We start from the raw sequence: 15,996 nt of genomic DNA, 5'->3' as shown, positions 1-15,996 counted from the left end.
CCTTCAATGGCGATTCTTAAATGGCGATCCTTCAATTCTCCCAGCACCCTTTTTACTGCAAAACCTTCCATCCTTGAGCCATGTCCCTCGATGCCGCTGAAAATCGTCCCACGATTCTGATTGTGGACGATATGCCAGCTAACCTTAGTTTGCTGTCTGATTTATTAGATGATGCGGGGTTTGAAGTTTGGATCGCCCAATCTGGAGAAGTGGCGCTCGATCGGGTCAATTTTGCAACCCCAGATTTGATTTTGCTGGATGTGATGATGCCAGGAATTGACGGGTTTGAAACCTGTCGCCGCTTGAAGGCCAATAGCCAAACATCCGCCATTCCCATCATTTTCATGACCGCCCTCTCGGAAGTGGATGATAAGGTGCGTGGTCTCAATTTAGGGGCTGTGGACTATATCACCAAGCCCTTTCAACAAGATGAAGTCCTCGCGCGGGTGCGCTTACATTTGCGTTTGCAATCCCTCACCAAAGCCTTAGCCGATCGCAATCAAGAATTGGAAATTCGGGTGGCTGAGCGCACAGCGGCCCTGGAAAAAGCCTTGGCGGATTTGCAAGACACCCACCTTAGTTTGGTACGGGCGGAAAAACTATCCAGTCTGGGACAGTTGCTATCGGGAGTGGCCCATGAAATTAACAATCCTGTGAATTTTATTCATGGCAATCTGGTTCATGCCTGTAATTATGCAGAAGACTTGATGAATGTCTTGCAGCTCTATCAAATATTCTATCCAGAGCCGCCAGCGGATTTGGCAACCCAAACGCAAGATTTGGACTTGCCTTTTATGATGGAGGATTTTCCAAAAATTTTGGAATCCATGCGTTTGGGAACCGATCGAATTCGCGATTTGGTCGCAAGTTTGCGCAATTTTTCGCGAATGGGCAATCAACAGCTCGCCCCAGCGGACTTGCATGAAGGGTTGGAAAATACCCTCATCATTTTGCGCCATCGATTAAAGTCCAAGGGCAGCCGATCGGAATTTAAAATCATTCGAGATTATGGGGAGTTGCCTCTCGTGGAATGTTCGATCGGGGAAATGAGCCAGGTTTTTATGAACTTGATTGCTAACGCGATCGATGCCTTGGATGACTTGGACTGGGAGCACATGAGCGGTTTGGAACCGGAAATTAAAATTCAAACCCGATCCCTGAATCAAAAATGGGTGCAAATTATCGTTTCTGATAATGGGCCAGGGATTGAACCGGAGGTGCAGCAGAAGTTGTTTGAAGCATTTTTCACCACGAAACCCACGGGTATTGGCACAGGACTAGGGCTGGCGATCGCCCGTTCAATTGTGGTCGATCGCCACGGTGGTCGGCTCGATTGTGAATCTCAGATGGGTCACGGCGCTAAGTTCATTCTCGAAATTCCTGTTACTCAGCCCTAACCAAAACCCTCATCAGAAACTTCACCAGAAACCTAATCAGCGGCCATTGATCAGCGGCCATTGATCAACCGAGATAGGTTCAGGAGCGATCGGGCGATGCGATCGCCCGTTTCTGGATCTTTCCAATAGCCATTGTGAGAAAGCGGATTCCAGCTTTCCCAGACTTCTCCCGCGTTTACGTTCAAATCTTCCTTCACTGCCCGTTGAAAAGCTGAATTAATGGGTCGTAATGGATAGGCAATCACATCATCAGAATCGTAAACATTCACCCATTCGGTGGCTGAGTTCAGTTGAGGATAATGTTCTGTCAGGCGGGGGGCCGGAAACTGAATCGGCAAGCCCCCATCGCGATCGCGCAGTGTCCAAAGGGCCAAGGGACTGCCCAAGGTGTAATACAAACTGAGGGTTTCACCCCGCTCCAAGGGGCTATTGCCCACTTGGCGCAACACCGATTCTCGAAAGAGTGATTCTGCTTCGGTGTTATTCCCAAATTCCGCTTGCAAATCCAGAAGATAGTTATAGGAAACGATCGAGCCAAGGCTATGGCCAATCACGCAGAGGGGTGCTTTGGGGCCAGCTTTTTGGGCCAGGGTGTGCAAAGTTTGGGCACAAAATCGATGAATGGCGTGATAGGAATGGCGACCGCGCGGACTAACCTGATAGGCAATGGCATCGGAAACAAAGGACACCATAAATTCTCGGATTCGATCCCAATTCATGGCACTTTGGCGCTGGAATCGGGCCCACAAATCCTGTTGGTTTCCTTCCAAAACCGTTGCCCAATACACTGGAGCCATCACGAACCGCTGATGATATTCCTTGTCAGAAATGCCTAGTTTACTGAAGCGATCGATTAGATTATTTTGCAAGCTGCGAATAAATTCCGGTTGGTCAGCTTTGCCGCTGTTGTAGTCAGGATCACCGGCTCCAATGCCATGAACCACGGCGATCGCCACCTTTTGCCAAGCAGCACCGGCAGCATCACTCTCAGGACTTTGGGATGTGGGGAAAAAGTTGGGGATCATGGGTTTCTCCAGTCCAGGTTTCGTAAAAATTTCGTCAAAATAGATAGGCTGGGGCGCAATTGGTCACCGCTGCCGGCCGGGGATCGGAGTCTTTGGGCGATGGCAATTGCGTTTCGATTGAACGACAGGGCCCCAGGGAAACAGCCCAGCGAAAAGTCAGGTGATGCTAGCTTAACAAGTGGCTCCGCCTGGCTCCCAAGGGGCGATCGACCTCAGTTCTGGTCAAGTTCTGGTCAAGTTCCGGTCAAGGGCCGGTTCAGTTTTGATCAGGCTTCGATCGGGTTCCGATCAATGTCTGGTTGGTTTTCGATGAACTTTTGGTTGGTTTTCGATCGATTGCCGATCGATTGCTGACCAATTACCGATCGATTGCCGATTAATTACTGATCGATTGCTGATCTCCTGCGTTAAATTCCGCTCGCACTACCCTCCATCACCATGAAGCGCATTGTTCTTATTGCTGGGTTCGAGACTTTTAACGCCGATTTGTACCGAAAAGCTGCCCACCGGGCGATCGAGCGTTGTTCTCAATTGCAAGTGATCACCTTCACCGATCGTGACATTACGGAACAACCCGATCGGGTGGCTGCAGCTTTAGCAGAAGCCGATGTATTTTTTGCCAGCCTAATTTTTGACTATGAGCAGGTGCTTTGGTTGCGCGATCGGGTGCAACATATCCCTATTCGTTTGGTCTTTGAGTCGGCTTTGGAATTAATTTCCCTCACTCAGATTGGGGCGTTCAAAATTGGCGACAAGCCTTCGGGAATGCCCAAGCCTGTGAAGTTTATTCTCAGTAAATTTTCCAGCGGCCGAGAAGAAGATCGACTGGCTGGTTATCTCAGCTTTTTAAAAACCGGGCCCAAACTGCTGAAATTTGTGCCGATTCAAAAGGTACAAGATCTGCGCAATTGGCTAATTATCTATGGCTATTGGAATGCTGGTGGCTTGGAAAATGTGGCCGCCATGCTCTGGATTTTGGCTGAAAAATATTTGGATCTCTCGATCGGGGAAATTGCCCCACCCATTGAAACGCCCAATATGGGGTTATTGCACCCTGAATATGCGGGCTATTTTTTGAATCCTCAAGATTATTTGAACTGGTATTGTCAACAGCGATCGCCCCAGTTGTCGGAGCCTCCAATTAATCAGCCTGATCATCTTGATCATTCGGGGCGATCGACAATGGAAGGCTCCAAAATTGCTCATGATCGCCCGGTAGTAGCTATTTTGCTCTACCGAAAACATGTGGTGACGCAACAGGCTTATATTCCTCAACTGATTCGCCATTTTGAAGCGGCTGGTTTGCTACCCCTGCCCATTTTTATTAATGGCGTGGAAGCCCATGTGATTGTCCGAGATTGGCTGACCACCAGCCATGAACAGCAACAACGGGCCCAGGGCGATCGGGAATTAAAATCCCTGGCGGCTGATGCGGTGTTGGTGGATGCAATTGTTTCCACGATTGGGTTTCCGTTGGTGGGTGGCCCCGCTGGCTCCATGGAAGCTGGGCGACAGGTGGCGGTAGCCCAGCGGATTTTAGCGGCTAAAAATGTGCCCTATTTAGTCGCCGCTCCTTTGCTCATTCAAGACCTAAAATCCTGGACAAGGCAGGGAATTGGCGGTCTCCAAAGTGTGGTGCTGTATGCCCTGCCGGAGTTGGACGGGGCAATTGATACTGTGCCCTTGGGTGGCTTGGTTGGAGATGATATTTACCTGATTCCGGAGCGTGTTCAACGGTTAACCAGTCGCGTCAAAAACTGGATTCAACTCCGCAAGACCCCACCACGCGATCGCAAGTTGGCGATTATTTTATATGGCTTTCCACCGGGGTATGGCGCAACGGGAACAGCGGCCCTGTTGAATGTTCCCCGATCGCTCTTGAAACTGCTGGAGTCTTTGCAAGCTCAAGGCTATGACGTGGGTGAATTGCCCACCGACGGCGAGGCGATTATTCAACAGGTGAAAGCTGCCGATGATCGTTGGTCTTTGGGCCATCCTTCCCGATCGCACCCACACCAGGCTCCCTTGAATGATGGCTGGGTTCCGGCTCAAATTCTTGATCAATGGTTAGGATATCTCGGCAGTTCTCGGATTCAAAAACAGTGGGGTGGTCTCACGGAATCGGGTATTAAAACCTTTGGGGATGAGTTGCACATTGGGGGCGTTTACTTTGGAAACGTTTGGATTGGGGTGCAGCCGCCTTTGGGTTTGCAAGGCGATCCCATGCGCTTGATGTTTGAGCGAGACTTGACCCCCCATCCCCAATATGCCGCATTCTATCAATGGTTGCAGCGGGTTTGGCAACCCCATGCGATCGTCCATTTTGGAATGCATGGAACGGTGGAATGGTTGCCGGGATCTCCCTTGGGTAACACGGGCTATTCTTGGTCAGATATTTTGTTGGGAAATCTGCCCCATTTGTATATCTATGCGGCCAATAATCCTTCGGAGTCGATCTTGGCAAAACGCCGGGGCTATGGGGTATTGATTTCCCACAATGTGCCTCCCTATGGGCGAGCAGGGTTGTATAAGGAATTGGTGAGTCTGCGTGATTTAATTGCGGAATATCGCGAGGATCCGCAGGCGAATACGGCCCTGCGGGATGCGATCGCCCAACGGTTAATTGACACGGGACTCGATCGGGATTGTCCGCTGCCGGAAGCCCAACAATTGGGGGTGGAGCTGAGTGCGGAAACCCTGAAGCTGTTTGGCCCCGATGTGCTCGATCGCTACTTTGCAAGGGTTTATCAATACCTGCAAGAACTAGAACAGCGCCTCTTTTCCAGTGGGTTGCATGTGTTGGGAGCTGCACCCAATTCCGAGCAGCTATTGTCCTATTTGGAAGCCTATTTTGAGGCGGATTTACCCCGATCGGTCTTGGAAGCAATCGCCCAAGGATCCGACCTCGATCGCCCCCTGAATGCCTATCGATACTGGTTCCAGCAGGAATATCCCAATCGATCGTTTGAGTTGGATCCCAAGGTCTCAGAACGGATTCAAGAAGCCATTCGTTTGCGGGATTTGCTCAACCAAAATACTGATGAGCTAACGAATTTATTGCGGGGTTTGAATGGGGAATATATTCCGCCCGCACCGGGGGGAGACCTGTTGCGGGACGGGCCCGGCGCATTGCCCACGGGCCGCAATATTCACGCCCTTGATCCTTACCGAATGCCCTCCCCAGGAGCCTACGAACGGGGCCGAGCGATCGCCCAGCAATTGATTGCCCAACACCAACAGGAACATGATCAGGAACCGGACAGCTATCCCGAAACCATTGCCGTGATGCTTTGGGGTTTGGATGCCATTAAAACCAAGGGCGAATCCTTGGGCATCTTGTTGGAATTAGTGGGTGCAGAGCCAATTAAGGAAGGTACGGGCCGAATTGTTCGCTATGAATTAATTCCGCTGGCTCAATTGGGTCGTCCTCGAATTGATGTGTTGGCTAATTTATCGGGCATTTTTCGAGACAGTTTCGCCAATATTTTGGAACTTTTGGATGATCTGTTTGCGCGGGCGGCGGCGGCCGACGAGCCGATCGAACAAAACTTCATTCGTAAACATGCTCTGGAGCTTCAGGCCCAAGGGGTTGAAAATCCCAGTGCTCGGCTCTTCTCAAACCCGGCGGGGGATTTTGGCTCCTTGGTGAACGATCGCGTTAATGATGGGAATTGGGAGTCTGGTGATGAGCTGGCCCAAACTTGGCGATCGCGCAATGCCTTTAGCTACGGTCGGCGCGATCGGGGGCAAGCCCGCCCAGAAGTGCTCGATCGGCTCTTGGCCACCACTGGGCGCATTGTCCAGGAAATCGACTCCGTGGAATATGGCTTGACGGATATCCAGGAGTACTACGCCAACACCGGAGCCTTGAAGCGTGCCGCCGAACAACAGCAACAGCGCCCCGTCACCGCGAGTTTTGTGGAAAGTTTCGGCAAAAACACCCAACCCCGCGACTTAAACAGCCTCTTGCGGTTGGAATATCGCACCAAATTGCTGAATCCCAAGTGGGCCGAAGCCATGGCTGCCCAGGGTTCCGGCGGGGCCTTTGAAATTTCCCAACGGATGACGGCCCTGTTGGGTTGGAGCGGCACCACGGATTTTGCCGATCGCTGGGTCTATGACGGAGCCGCCGAAACCTACGCCCTCGATCGAGCCATGGCCGATCGCCTGCGCCGCGCCAATCCGGAAGCCTTCCGCAACATTGTTGGTCGTTTGCTGGAAGCCAATGGCCGTGGATTTTGGGCCGCCGATGAGTCTGTGGTCGGCCAACTACAAGCCCTCTACGACGAAACCGACGCGGCCTTGGAGGGGGTGACCAATCCGTAAGCCGCTCAATATCAGCCACTCAATTGGCCACTCAATTTAAATGCCCCCAGCCGGAACCCCCTTTCAACCAGGGCCGCGATCGCGCGATCGGGAACGACAACGCCGCCGTCAGCGTCCCCAGCCCTAACCCGGATCCGAAAAGACCGCCACTAATGGCACGATCTCTGGGGGGGAAACTTCTCAGGGCGATCGTGCTGATTTGCCCGCCAATGCCAGTCATTATTCAAGACTGGACTTTACAGGTTGGAATCTGAAATTCAAGGCCGGAATTCAAGGCTGAGTTCAGCGGGAGCACAAATCGTGCTCAAGTTTCTGGAGGAACTGGTTGCACACCATGAACGAACTAGCCCCCACAGCGGTCTAATTCAAGGCTCAACGGCTAAACGGTCTCTAGGCTAACCAGTTCCGGAACTATTCATCGATTAGGAGTTTGTAATCATGGCTATTGGCCCTAACCCCCCGTTTTACGATCTCGACGATACCAATAACTTTTTCTCCACTAGCTCGCTGTCGGCGGAAGTGCTCCGCACCACCCCGGCAGGCGTGCGGGGTTTGGGGGGCGATGACCAAATCACCGGCAGTGCCCAAGCGGACATCATCTACGGCAACCTGGGCAACGACAGCCTCTATGGTTTGGGGGGCAATGACACCTTCTATGGTGGTCAGGGTGACGATCTGTTGGTGGGTGATGGCCTCAATTCCACCGGGGATGACGTACTCAGCGGCAACAAGGGCAATGACCTGATTTTGGGTGGCGTGGGTAACGACATCCTGCGGGGTGGTCAGGATAACGATTTCCTGAATGGCGAAGAGGGCAATGACACCCTGGTGGGCGATCTGGGCCAAGATACCCTGGCCGGCGGGGCTGGCGATGATCTGTTGGTATTGCGGCGGGACACGGCGGCGGTGGCCGATGCCAGCGGGGCGATCGCCGCAGATTTCATCGTGGATTTTGGCACTGGAAACGATCGCATCGGCCTAACCGGCGGCTTGCAGGAAAGTCAATTGCAACTGCTGGCGATCACTTTGACGGACTCCGGCGGCGGCTCCACACCCAGCACGGCGATTACGTTCAACGACAATGGGGTTTTCAAAACCTTGGGTCTGGTGTTGGGCAAAACGCCCACCGAGCTGGCCGGTAAGTTCGTGAATACGGACTTTTAAGCCGACTAGGCCGACCTTGCGGCCGACTGTCTAACTAACCTTTCAGCCGGTTGTTTAGGCTAAGGGTTCCGCTGACGGGATTAACACCTGATGGGATCAATACCTGAGGGAGTTAACACCCAATGGGATCAATACCTGATGGCACTAACACCTAATGGGATCAACACCAAACCGGTGGCATCAGTGGCCAATGGCGGGTAAAGGGTAAATTGCGGGCAAGGGGCTGAAGCCCCTTGTCTTCAGGATTCACTCAGTAGCTCTCGGGCCCAGGCTTCTTCTTCGGGCAGCTCGTCCAAGGAGGGCCGGGTTTCCCGCAGTTCGATCGCGGCGGGAGTTGCGATCGATCGGGGGCTGGTGCGGCTTTTGGGGCGCAGTGCGCGTTCGGCCTCTTCAGCGCTGGCACGGGCTTGGTGTAAGAGCTTATTGCAGCGCTCCCAAGGGTTCGATCCATTCAGGGCCTCAAGCTGGCTGCTGCGTTCGTTGGCCACGGTGGCCAGGGCACGCAACACGGCAGAAAATTGGATGCCTTCCCGATCGAGGGTATCCAGCATGGGGCGTAACAATTCGCACAACAGGGTGTTGCGGTGTTCAGCAATCAACGCGCCGAGTTCGCTGGTGTTAATTGCGTCGCTAATGCTTTCGGGTAAATGTTGCATAGCTTTGTGGGCAATAGCGGAGCTGTCAAGTTTCATGCGATTTTCATGCGATTTTCAAAAATTCCTCATGAATCGCCGGCTGATGCACCCTCGAAACGCGGTTAACGCCACCTTGCGTTTGCGCTCAAAACCGATCACGGGCGATCGAGCACGATCGGGAACGATCGGTGAGCGATCGGTTAGAGACCCATTAGCGATCAACCCCACGATCGGCTACTTAACCCTTACGGTTGCCCCGTATGCTGCCAGGAATGGAGCAGCGGGTTGGTGATCCCAAACAAAGCAGCCTTGAGCTGGCAATGGCAGGCTACCGGGAGTTGCACCAGTCTTGTCCGTATAGTTGGGACAAATTGAGGCGATCGTCGATACAGAGACTGCCTATCTCTTCCTCTAAGGTACAGTGCCGATCGGGAAAATTCCGTGCAGATCAGCCAGAAGGAGAATTCCGCACAAGGGGCGATGGCGGATTGGCGGCTCCGGGCGATCGGCCCCGTTGCTCAACTCCAATTTCGCCAGCCCAAGCCCCCTCAAGCCCCAGGCATTGCCTCATCCGTCTCCCATGTATCACCCCATACATCACCCCGCGCATCACCCCAGTCATACCATTCCCCACCCGCCAGAAATCTGATCAAAATCCCTGGGATCGATTGGACGCGCAATTTGGGCTGATATGGTGAATAATTGTGGATTCGACTCTGCTAACCCCTTAACCCCTCGCTTCAACGGCACTGCAACTGCAAGCTATGGCTGGAAAACCCACGATCGCCGTTACTCACCTCGGTTGCGAAAAAAATCGCATTGACACCGAGCATATGATGGGCCTGCTAGCCCAGGCAGGCTATGACGTGAGTGCCAACGACGATGCGGCAGACTACGCGATCGTCAACACCTGTAGCTTCATTCAAGAGGCGCGGGAAGAATCGGTGCGCACCTTGGTTTCCCTGGCGGAAGCGGGCAAACGAATTGTGATCACGGGCTGCATGGCTCAACACTTTCGGGACACCCTTTTGGATGAAATTCCGGAAGCCGTGGCCGTGGTGGGCACGGGCGACTATCACAAGATTGTGGATGTGGTGCAGCGAACGGAAGCGGGCGAGCGCGTTCAGGAAATTTCGGAAGAACCAACCTACATTGCCGATGAGACCGTCCCTCGCTATCGCACCACGGCCGAAGGCACGGCCTACCTGCGGGTGGCGGAGGGGTGTGACTACCGCTGTGCGTTCTGCATCATTCCCCACTTGCGGGGCGACCAGCGATCGCGCTCGATCGAGTCGATTGTGGCCGAAGCCCACAAGCTGGCCGATGAAGGGGTGCAAGAGCTAATCTTGATTTCCCAAATCACCACCAACTACGGCCTAGACCGCTATGGCAAGCCCAAGCTGGCGGAGCTGTTGCGGGCCCTCGGTGAGGTGGACATTCCTTGGGTGCGAATCCACTATGCCTATCCCACGGGGCTGACAGAATCGGTGATTGCGGCCATTCGGGAAACGCCGAATATCTTGCCCTATATTGATTTGCCGCTCCAGCATTCCCATCCGGAAGTGCTGCGATCGATGAATCGCCCTTGGCAGGCCAATGTGAACGATCGGCTCTTGGCCCAAATTCGCGAGCAATTGCCCAATGCCGTCATGCGCACCACGTTCATCGTGGGCTTTCCCGGCGAAACGGAGGAGCACTTTGAGCATTTGTGCGACTTTGTGCAGCGCCACGAATTTGACCATGTGGGGGTGTTCACCTTCTCGCCCGAGGAGGGAACCGCCGCGTTTAATTTGCCCAACCAACTCCCGCAGGAAGTGATGGATGGTCGGCGCGATCGACTGATGGCCCTGCAACAGCCCATTTCCCTGAAGCGAAATCAGGCCTACGTGGGCCAAACGGTGGATGTGCTGATTGAGCAGGTGAACCCGAAAACGGGACAATTCTTGGGTCGATCGGCTCGGTATTCTCCCGATGTGGATGGTTTGGTCTATGTCACTGGGCCGGCTCGCCTGGGGGCGATCGTCCCGGTCACGATCACCGCCGCCGAACCCTACGATCTATTTGGCGAGGTTGCCGTCTCCGCCTAAAGAATTTGCCCCACCAGCTCTACTCAAATCCGAGGGCGATCGCTCAGAATTGAAAAGCGCGCGGGCTGGCTTTCCCAAGGAGCCATTTCCGAAGGGGCCAGCTCTCGCCGCTTCAGCCCATCCACCGCTGATCGGACTCCTGCCGCGACTGCCCGATCGAATCGTGGGTGGATCAACCGGGGTGTGTCCCCAAGGATGAGGAATTGTGGTTTCTTTTCTGATCGTGGCCGTCGTCATTGCCGTCGGCCTGATTCTGCTAACCTATTTGCCGTTTGGCGTGGAAGTCGATAGCCCTTGGAAGGCCTTGATCGCCGGTATTGTTTTGGGCGTTTTACAGGGGTTGGCGCGGGCCGTTCCCGGCTGGCTCACCTTCTTACCCAAGTTGCTCACGCTGGGCTTGTTTTCTTTAATTGTTAGCACCTTGCTATTTGGGTTAGCTGCTTGGTTGGTGGAAGGTTTCCGCCTCAAAAATGGCATTTGGAGCGCCTTGCTAGGGGCAGTTTTTATTAGCATTTTCCAATCATTGGTGCTGGGAGTTCTGGGAAATTTCCTGCCCGTTCTCAACCAATAAGATAGCTAAAGCGATCGGTCAATGGCAGCAATTTCTCAAGTACTAAACTTCTGATTCTTTTGCTGCAAAGCCATGGAGGGCAAGGGGCTTAAGCCCCTTGTCTGTGCTGGTTTTCTGCCGTTAATTTTTCGTTTCAATCCTGATCGGAGCTGGGATATTGATTGGGTAAGTCATCGCTAGCCAACACCCAAGTATTACGACCAAGGGACTTGGCTTGGTAAAGGGCCCGATCGGCCGCTTGCACCAAATCTTGGCAGGGGCGATCAAGCTGAGGCACTTGGCTGGCAATTCCCAAACTCACAGTTACATGATGGGTAATTCCTTGGTGCTCTGAATGGAAAATTTGCAGATTCAAAACAGTTTTGCGAATCAATTCTGCAATTTGGGTTGCACCACCAGAATCGGTGTGGGGCAACACCACCACAAATTCCTCACCGCCATACCGAGCCACCAAGTCTGTGTTGCGCTGAAGTAATCCATCAATCGATCGCGCAATGCTAATTAGGCACTGATCACCGGCTGGGTGTCCATGCAAATCGTTATATTTTTTGAAGAAATCCACATCAAATAAAATCAGTGATAGCGGTTCTTGAATTCGCTGACACCGTTGCCATTCCTGTTGCAAAACCACATCAAAACAGCGGCGGTTGGCAATTTGCGTGAGTCCATCGCGGTTACTCAAATCATTGAGCTTAATGTTAATTTCTTCCAAAAAATGGTTAGCCTGTTGGAGTTGCTCCGCTTGCGATCGAAACTGTTCCAATAGTTCAGAATGTTGAATGGCGATCGCCAACTGATCCGCCACCTGTTGCAACAATTCGGCTTCATCTCCTTGCCAAGAACGGGCATTAGCACAGGCCTGCACAATCAAAAGTCCCCAAACATGCGATTCACCATGGGGCAAAGTGCCCACAATGGCAGCCATCACTTGAGATTGTGCTCCCGTGGCTTCCATCAACCGTGCCAAGTGTATTTGAGGGCGATCGATCGGAATTTCTTGAATAATTTGTGTCCGAGGCGCAGATTCTGCCCTAGACCGTGACCAGAGGGCGTTGGTTTTGGGCCACTGTCGATCGCGCACGGAAGGATAGTCTGTTTTCACGACCTCTTGAATAATTGATCCTGAATAATCCCCATGGAAACGCAGGATAAAGGTGCGATCGGCTTGCAGGGTTCGATGCACTTCCGTCACCGCAATATCCAAAATTTCGCTCAAATCAAGACTGCTTTGAATATGTTGGGTAATGGAACGCAAGGTTCGTTCCCGATCGGCCTGTTGGCGAAGGGCAATTTGCGCTCGCTTGAGATGGGTAATATCCCGCGCCACAACTAGCAACGATTCGATTACCGTTGAACTAACCATCACATTCGATGACTGAGATTCCGCTGTTGCAGAATTGCCCAATGGGGCTGTGTTCAGCGCCGAACTGGCCATGAAGTTTTGCAGATGTTCCAAACTCGTCCAACGGGGTGCGGTCATCGATGCGCTGGGGTGCTCTCGATCAAAAATGGGCGTTTGCATCACCTCCGGAACCACCCAAGACTGAAAAATATGGCCACCGTCCGGCAACAGCATTTCATATTCTAAAAAAGCCTTCTGACCGGTTTCCAAAACCGTTGCCATCCCCTCATGCCACATTTGAACTAGGTCTTCTGGAAATCCTAACTCTCTGCTAGTTTTACCAATAAAATCCTGTTCAGCAATTCTGCAAAGTTGCAAAACCGTGCGGTTGACATAGAGAAAGCGCCCTTCCCGATCGCACCGCATAATGCAATCCGGTGAATTTTCTGCCAAGTTGCGAAATTCCTGCTCCCGTTGATTGAGGGCCGCCTCTGCAAATTTGCGATCGCTGATATCCTCGATCGTCCCTACCATCCGGACTGGTTCCCCTTGCCCATTCCAAACCGCTTGCCCACGAATTCGCACCCAAATGTAATGCCCTTGGGCATGTTGAAATCGTACTTCAATGTCATAGCGTTCATAGCTCTGAAGATGGGCCATTAAAGCTTTTTCCCACCGCTCTTGATCCTCAGGATGGATTTTTTGGGAAAAAGCAGCTTCAGCAAAGAGTTGTGGTGATTGAATTCCTCGTCGCTCTTCGCCCAACAGCTCTAAATAGCGTTCCGATACCAAAATGGAATCATCCAAAATATTCCAATCCCAAACGCCTTCACCAATACTCTGAATGGCGAGATTATATAAATCGTTAATGATTTTCAGATCATCAGCCAAGCGTTTTTGATTGGTAATGTTGATGTGAAATTTCGTGACGCGCCAACCATTGATTTCAGAATCCCATTGTGATGTGCCGGTTACCATCGCCCAGCGCCATTCTCCACTTCGATGACGAAATCGGTAACTGAACTGAAATGTTTCTTCTGCCAAAATACTTTCGAAATTGGGCAGAACAATCTTTTGAAGATCTTCAGGATGAACAATCGATAACCACAATTGATGATTGGCTAAAAATTCCGAAGGATGATAGCCAAATAAATCTTCACATCCAGCCGAGCAGTAATCATAGCGATGGCTGTCATCGGAAAAAACATAGGCGCTCATAATGGCCGCAGCCGTGTTGCTTAAAACGGCATTGAGTTTAATTTCCGATTCACGTAGTGCTCGTTCTAAATGGACTCGTTCTGTCACATCCCAAAAAATGCCTTGAATGCCAATAATCTGGCCATCGCTATCCCGAACAGGAGTCTTCACCACCTGCACAAGACTTAATTCAGAACCCTCTTGAGAGCCGCTCAGTGTTGGATGGGGTTCAATGACATCTAAAATATGACCAGTTTCCAAAACCCAGCGTGTTTCTTGGTTGTAGCGAGCTGCTAAATCATTGGGATAGAGGTCATAAACCGTTTTGCCAAAAATTTCTGAATCTGACAAATTCAGCAAGTTTAAAAATGCCTGATTGGCAAAGGTGCAACGCCCCTGACAGTCTTCACGAAAAAGGGATTGTGGTAATACATTGGCTAAGGATTGATAGTGGGCGTTGCTGCGGCGTAGGGCTTCTTCTGTGGCTTTGCGATCGGTGATGTCAATGTAAGCAATGGCGACACCATAGGGGTCTAATGGAATGGGGGCTGCACTGGTCATAATCCAGCGCAAAGTGCCATCGGGCCGCACAATGCCTTGCTCGATATTTTGAATCGGACAACCTTCACGTAAGGCCCGAATTGAGGGATATTCTTCGGCGGGCATGGGGCTACCGTCCGATCGCAAAATTTCCCACACTGGGGAATCGCAGGTGCGCTGAGTATGTTCTTCTTTGGAAACGCCTAAAATTCGTTTGGATTCTGGATTGGCTTCCAAAATCTGACCGCTGGCGTTGGCGATGGAAACCCCAACGGGCAAAATTTCAAAGAGCGTTCGATATTTTTGCTGACTTTCCTGGAGAGCATGTTCTAGTTGAAAGTGCTCTGTGAAGTCAATAATCATGGCGTAATAACCATGAACGCTTTGATCGATCGCTTGGTCGGGAATCAGGGTAGCTCGAATATAGCGCTGGCCTCCTTGGGCATAGGGAATAACACTTTCATAGGTCACAATTTCCCCTTTTAAGACCCGATCGATGTGGGGTTTCACGAATTGATAAGCCTGTTGACCGATTACCTCAGCGACTCGCTTTCCGCAAATCTCTTGAGGACAGAGACCAAACCAATCCTCATAACTTTGGTTAACGTAGCGATAATATAAATCCCGATCGCAATAGGCAATACAAACGGGCAGGAGATCCATAATCTGCTGCCACTTCAAGGGATTATTCAAAAATATTGATGGGGATTTTTGGGCCGGGATGGGCTGACGAGGCTTGGACTCCTCCAGTTTGGCTTGCAGGGCTTTTAGCTGCGCTTGGGCTTCGGCCAAGGCAGTTTGGGATTGTGCAAGCTGTTGTCGTAGATGCTGAACTTCAGGATCAGGCTGGAGGAAGTCAGTCATAGCTAGCGGGGCAGACGTAGAAACAAGTGGTGAATCATGGTTATACCTTGCGATCGGGGCCAATTCTCTGGATTCATCTCCTTATTCATTTTTATGATTGGCCGCATTTGACTGTGTTGCTGGGATCATTAACTTGGGCAAGGGTGACCGATCGGTGATGGGAAATCAATCCTGTTGTGCTTTAATTGCGCTCAAAACAAGTCTTGAAAATAAAGCGCTAGAGATCAAATTTTGAAAATGAAGCCTTAGAAATTAAAGATTGGGAATGAAGCTTTGGGAATTCAGAACTGAGAAGATATCTGAGAAATAACTTGGGGTGCTGGCAAAGCGCTAGTGGTCATGGAGGCAAGGAGCTTAAGTCCCTTGTCTTCGTCGATCAATGGGGTAAGCAGAGTATCAATTTTGACCGTTTAAACATTTTCTGCGAGGGCGATCGAGTTTGGGCCGACATCGTTAATCTTTGCGGGGTTGATCACCCTTAAACCGGATGATTAGTAAGTGAGCTTGGTCACAGATTTCAAGCAATGCTACGGGTTTTCAAAAACCGGGGGATGGGTCAACAGACCGCTTTCCGAATCGGGCTTTGGGGGGATGAATTGCAAAGAGACAAAACTGTTCTTGATCGCGGTGTGATGGTCAGCGCCACTCAAAACCCGATCGGGTCGCTTGTCCGGTTTTGGGCGCGATCGAGCCGTAAGGGCTGTCAGGGTTGCCCTGCCCTTGGGGGCGATCCGGCGGTGACCGAGGGCGATCGATTGCCTGCCCCGATTCCCCCATGCACTGTGCTGGTTCCGCCGACTACACTGAGGACAGCCCCACCCAAGCAAGCTATGGGACTGCCATTCTAA

The 15,996-nt window shown here is 51.8% G+C and carries 9 protein-coding genes; 5 read left to right on the top strand and 4 right to left on the bottom strand.

Annotated features, from left to right (window positions below; genetic code table 11):
* Window positions 1-80 precede the first annotated feature (80 nt).
* Complete coding sequence (locus H6G52_RS07305; RefSeq protein ID WP_190527396.1) at window positions 81-1,397, top strand: response regulator; 1,317 nt, start codon at window positions 81-83, stop codon at window positions 1,395-1,397.
* Between the two features lie 50 nt (window positions 1,398-1,447).
* Here H6G52_RS07305 and H6G52_RS07300 read toward each other — a convergent pair whose 3' ends face one another.
* A complete protein-coding gene (locus tag H6G52_RS07300) occupies window positions 1,448-2,422 on the bottom strand; it encodes a hypothetical protein (protein ID WP_190354981.1) in 975 nt (324 codons plus the stop codon).
* A gap of 438 nt (window positions 2,423-2,860) precedes the next feature.
* Here H6G52_RS07300 and bchH point away from each other — a divergent pair, with 438 nt between their 5' ends.
* Window positions 2,861-6,748, top strand: a complete 3,888-nt coding sequence (gene bchH / locus H6G52_RS07295; RefSeq protein ID WP_190527394.1) for a magnesium chelatase subunit H — start codon at window positions 2,861-2,863, stop codon at window positions 6,746-6,748.
* Window positions 6,749-7,186: 438 nt separating this feature from the next.
* Complete coding sequence (locus H6G52_RS07290) at window positions 7,187-7,912, top strand: calcium-binding protein (RefSeq protein ID WP_190527392.1); 726 nt, start codon at window positions 7,187-7,189, stop codon at window positions 7,910-7,912.
* Window positions 7,913-8,151: 239 nt separating this feature from the next.
* On the opposite strand, the gene H6G52_RS07285 is transcribed toward H6G52_RS07290, so the two are convergent.
* A complete protein-coding gene (locus tag H6G52_RS07285; RefSeq protein ID WP_143473013.1) occupies window positions 8,152-8,568 on the bottom strand; it encodes a hypothetical protein in 417 nt (138 codons plus the stop codon).
* A gap of 743 nt (window positions 8,569-9,311) precedes the next feature.
* Here H6G52_RS07285 and rimO point away from each other — a divergent pair.
* Window positions 9,312-10,634: a 30S ribosomal protein S12 methylthiotransferase RimO gene (gene rimO / locus H6G52_RS07280; RefSeq protein ID WP_190527391.1), complete on the top strand. Its 1,323-nt coding sequence runs from the start codon at window positions 9,312-9,314 to the stop codon at window positions 10,632-10,634.
* 205 nt (window positions 10,635-10,839) lie between these two features.
* Window positions 10,840-11,205, top strand: coding sequence for a phage holin family protein (locus H6G52_RS07275; RefSeq protein WP_190354988.1), 366 nt, complete (start codon window positions 10,840-10,842; stop codon window positions 11,203-11,205).
* A gap of 133 nt (window positions 11,206-11,338) precedes the next feature.
* On the opposite strand, the gene H6G52_RS07270 is transcribed toward H6G52_RS07275, so the two are convergent.
* A complete protein-coding gene (locus tag H6G52_RS07270) occupies window positions 11,339-15,148 on the bottom strand; it encodes a PAS domain S-box protein (protein ID WP_190527389.1) in 3,810 nt (1,269 codons plus the stop codon).
* A gap of 636 nt (window positions 15,149-15,784) precedes the next feature.
* Window positions 15,785-15,925: a hypothetical protein gene (locus tag H6G52_RS07265; protein ID WP_190527388.1), complete on the bottom strand. Its 141-nt coding sequence runs from the start codon at window positions 15,923-15,925 to the stop codon at window positions 15,785-15,787.
* Window positions 15,926-15,996 lie beyond the last annotated feature (71 nt).

The sequence above is a fragment of the Limnothrix sp. FACHB-881 genome (genome assembly GCF_014698135.1).
Lineage (GTDB): Bacteria > Cyanobacteriota > Cyanobacteriia > CACIAM-69d > CACIAM-69d > CACIAM-69d.
The sequence above is the reverse complement of the archived record's forward strand: the minus strand, read 5'-3'. Positions and strand labels throughout refer to the sequence as shown.

Bases quoted from the DNA above. Each gene is read 5' to 3' on its own strand.
- H6G52_RS07305 (WP_190527396.1), top strand. From the start codon at position 81: ATGTCCCTCGATGCCGCTGAAAATCGTCCCACGATTCTGATTGTGGAC.
- H6G52_RS07300 (WP_190354981.1), bottom strand. From the start codon at position 2,422: ATGATCCCCAACTTTTTCCCCACATCCCAAAGTCCTGAGAGTGATGCT.
- bchH (WP_190527394.1), top strand. From the start codon at position 2,861: ATGAAGCGCATTGTTCTTATTGCTGGGTTCGAGACTTTTAACGCCGAT.
- H6G52_RS07290 (WP_190527392.1), top strand. From the start codon at position 7,187: ATGGCTATTGGCCCTAACCCCCCGTTTTACGATCTCGACGATACCAAT.
- H6G52_RS07285 (WP_143473013.1), bottom strand. From the start codon at position 8,568: ATGCAACATTTACCCGAAAGCATTAGCGACGCAATTAACACCAGCGAA.
- rimO (WP_190527391.1), top strand. From the start codon at position 9,312: ATGGCTGGAAAACCCACGATCGCCGTTACTCACCTCGGTTGCGAAAAA.
- H6G52_RS07270 (WP_190527389.1), bottom strand. From the start codon at position 15,148: ATGACTGACTTCCTCCAGCCTGATCCTGAAGTTCAGCATCTACGACAA.
- H6G52_RS07265 (WP_190527388.1), bottom strand. From the start codon at position 15,925: ATGGGGGAATCGGGGCAGGCAATCGATCGCCCTCGGTCACCGCCGGAT.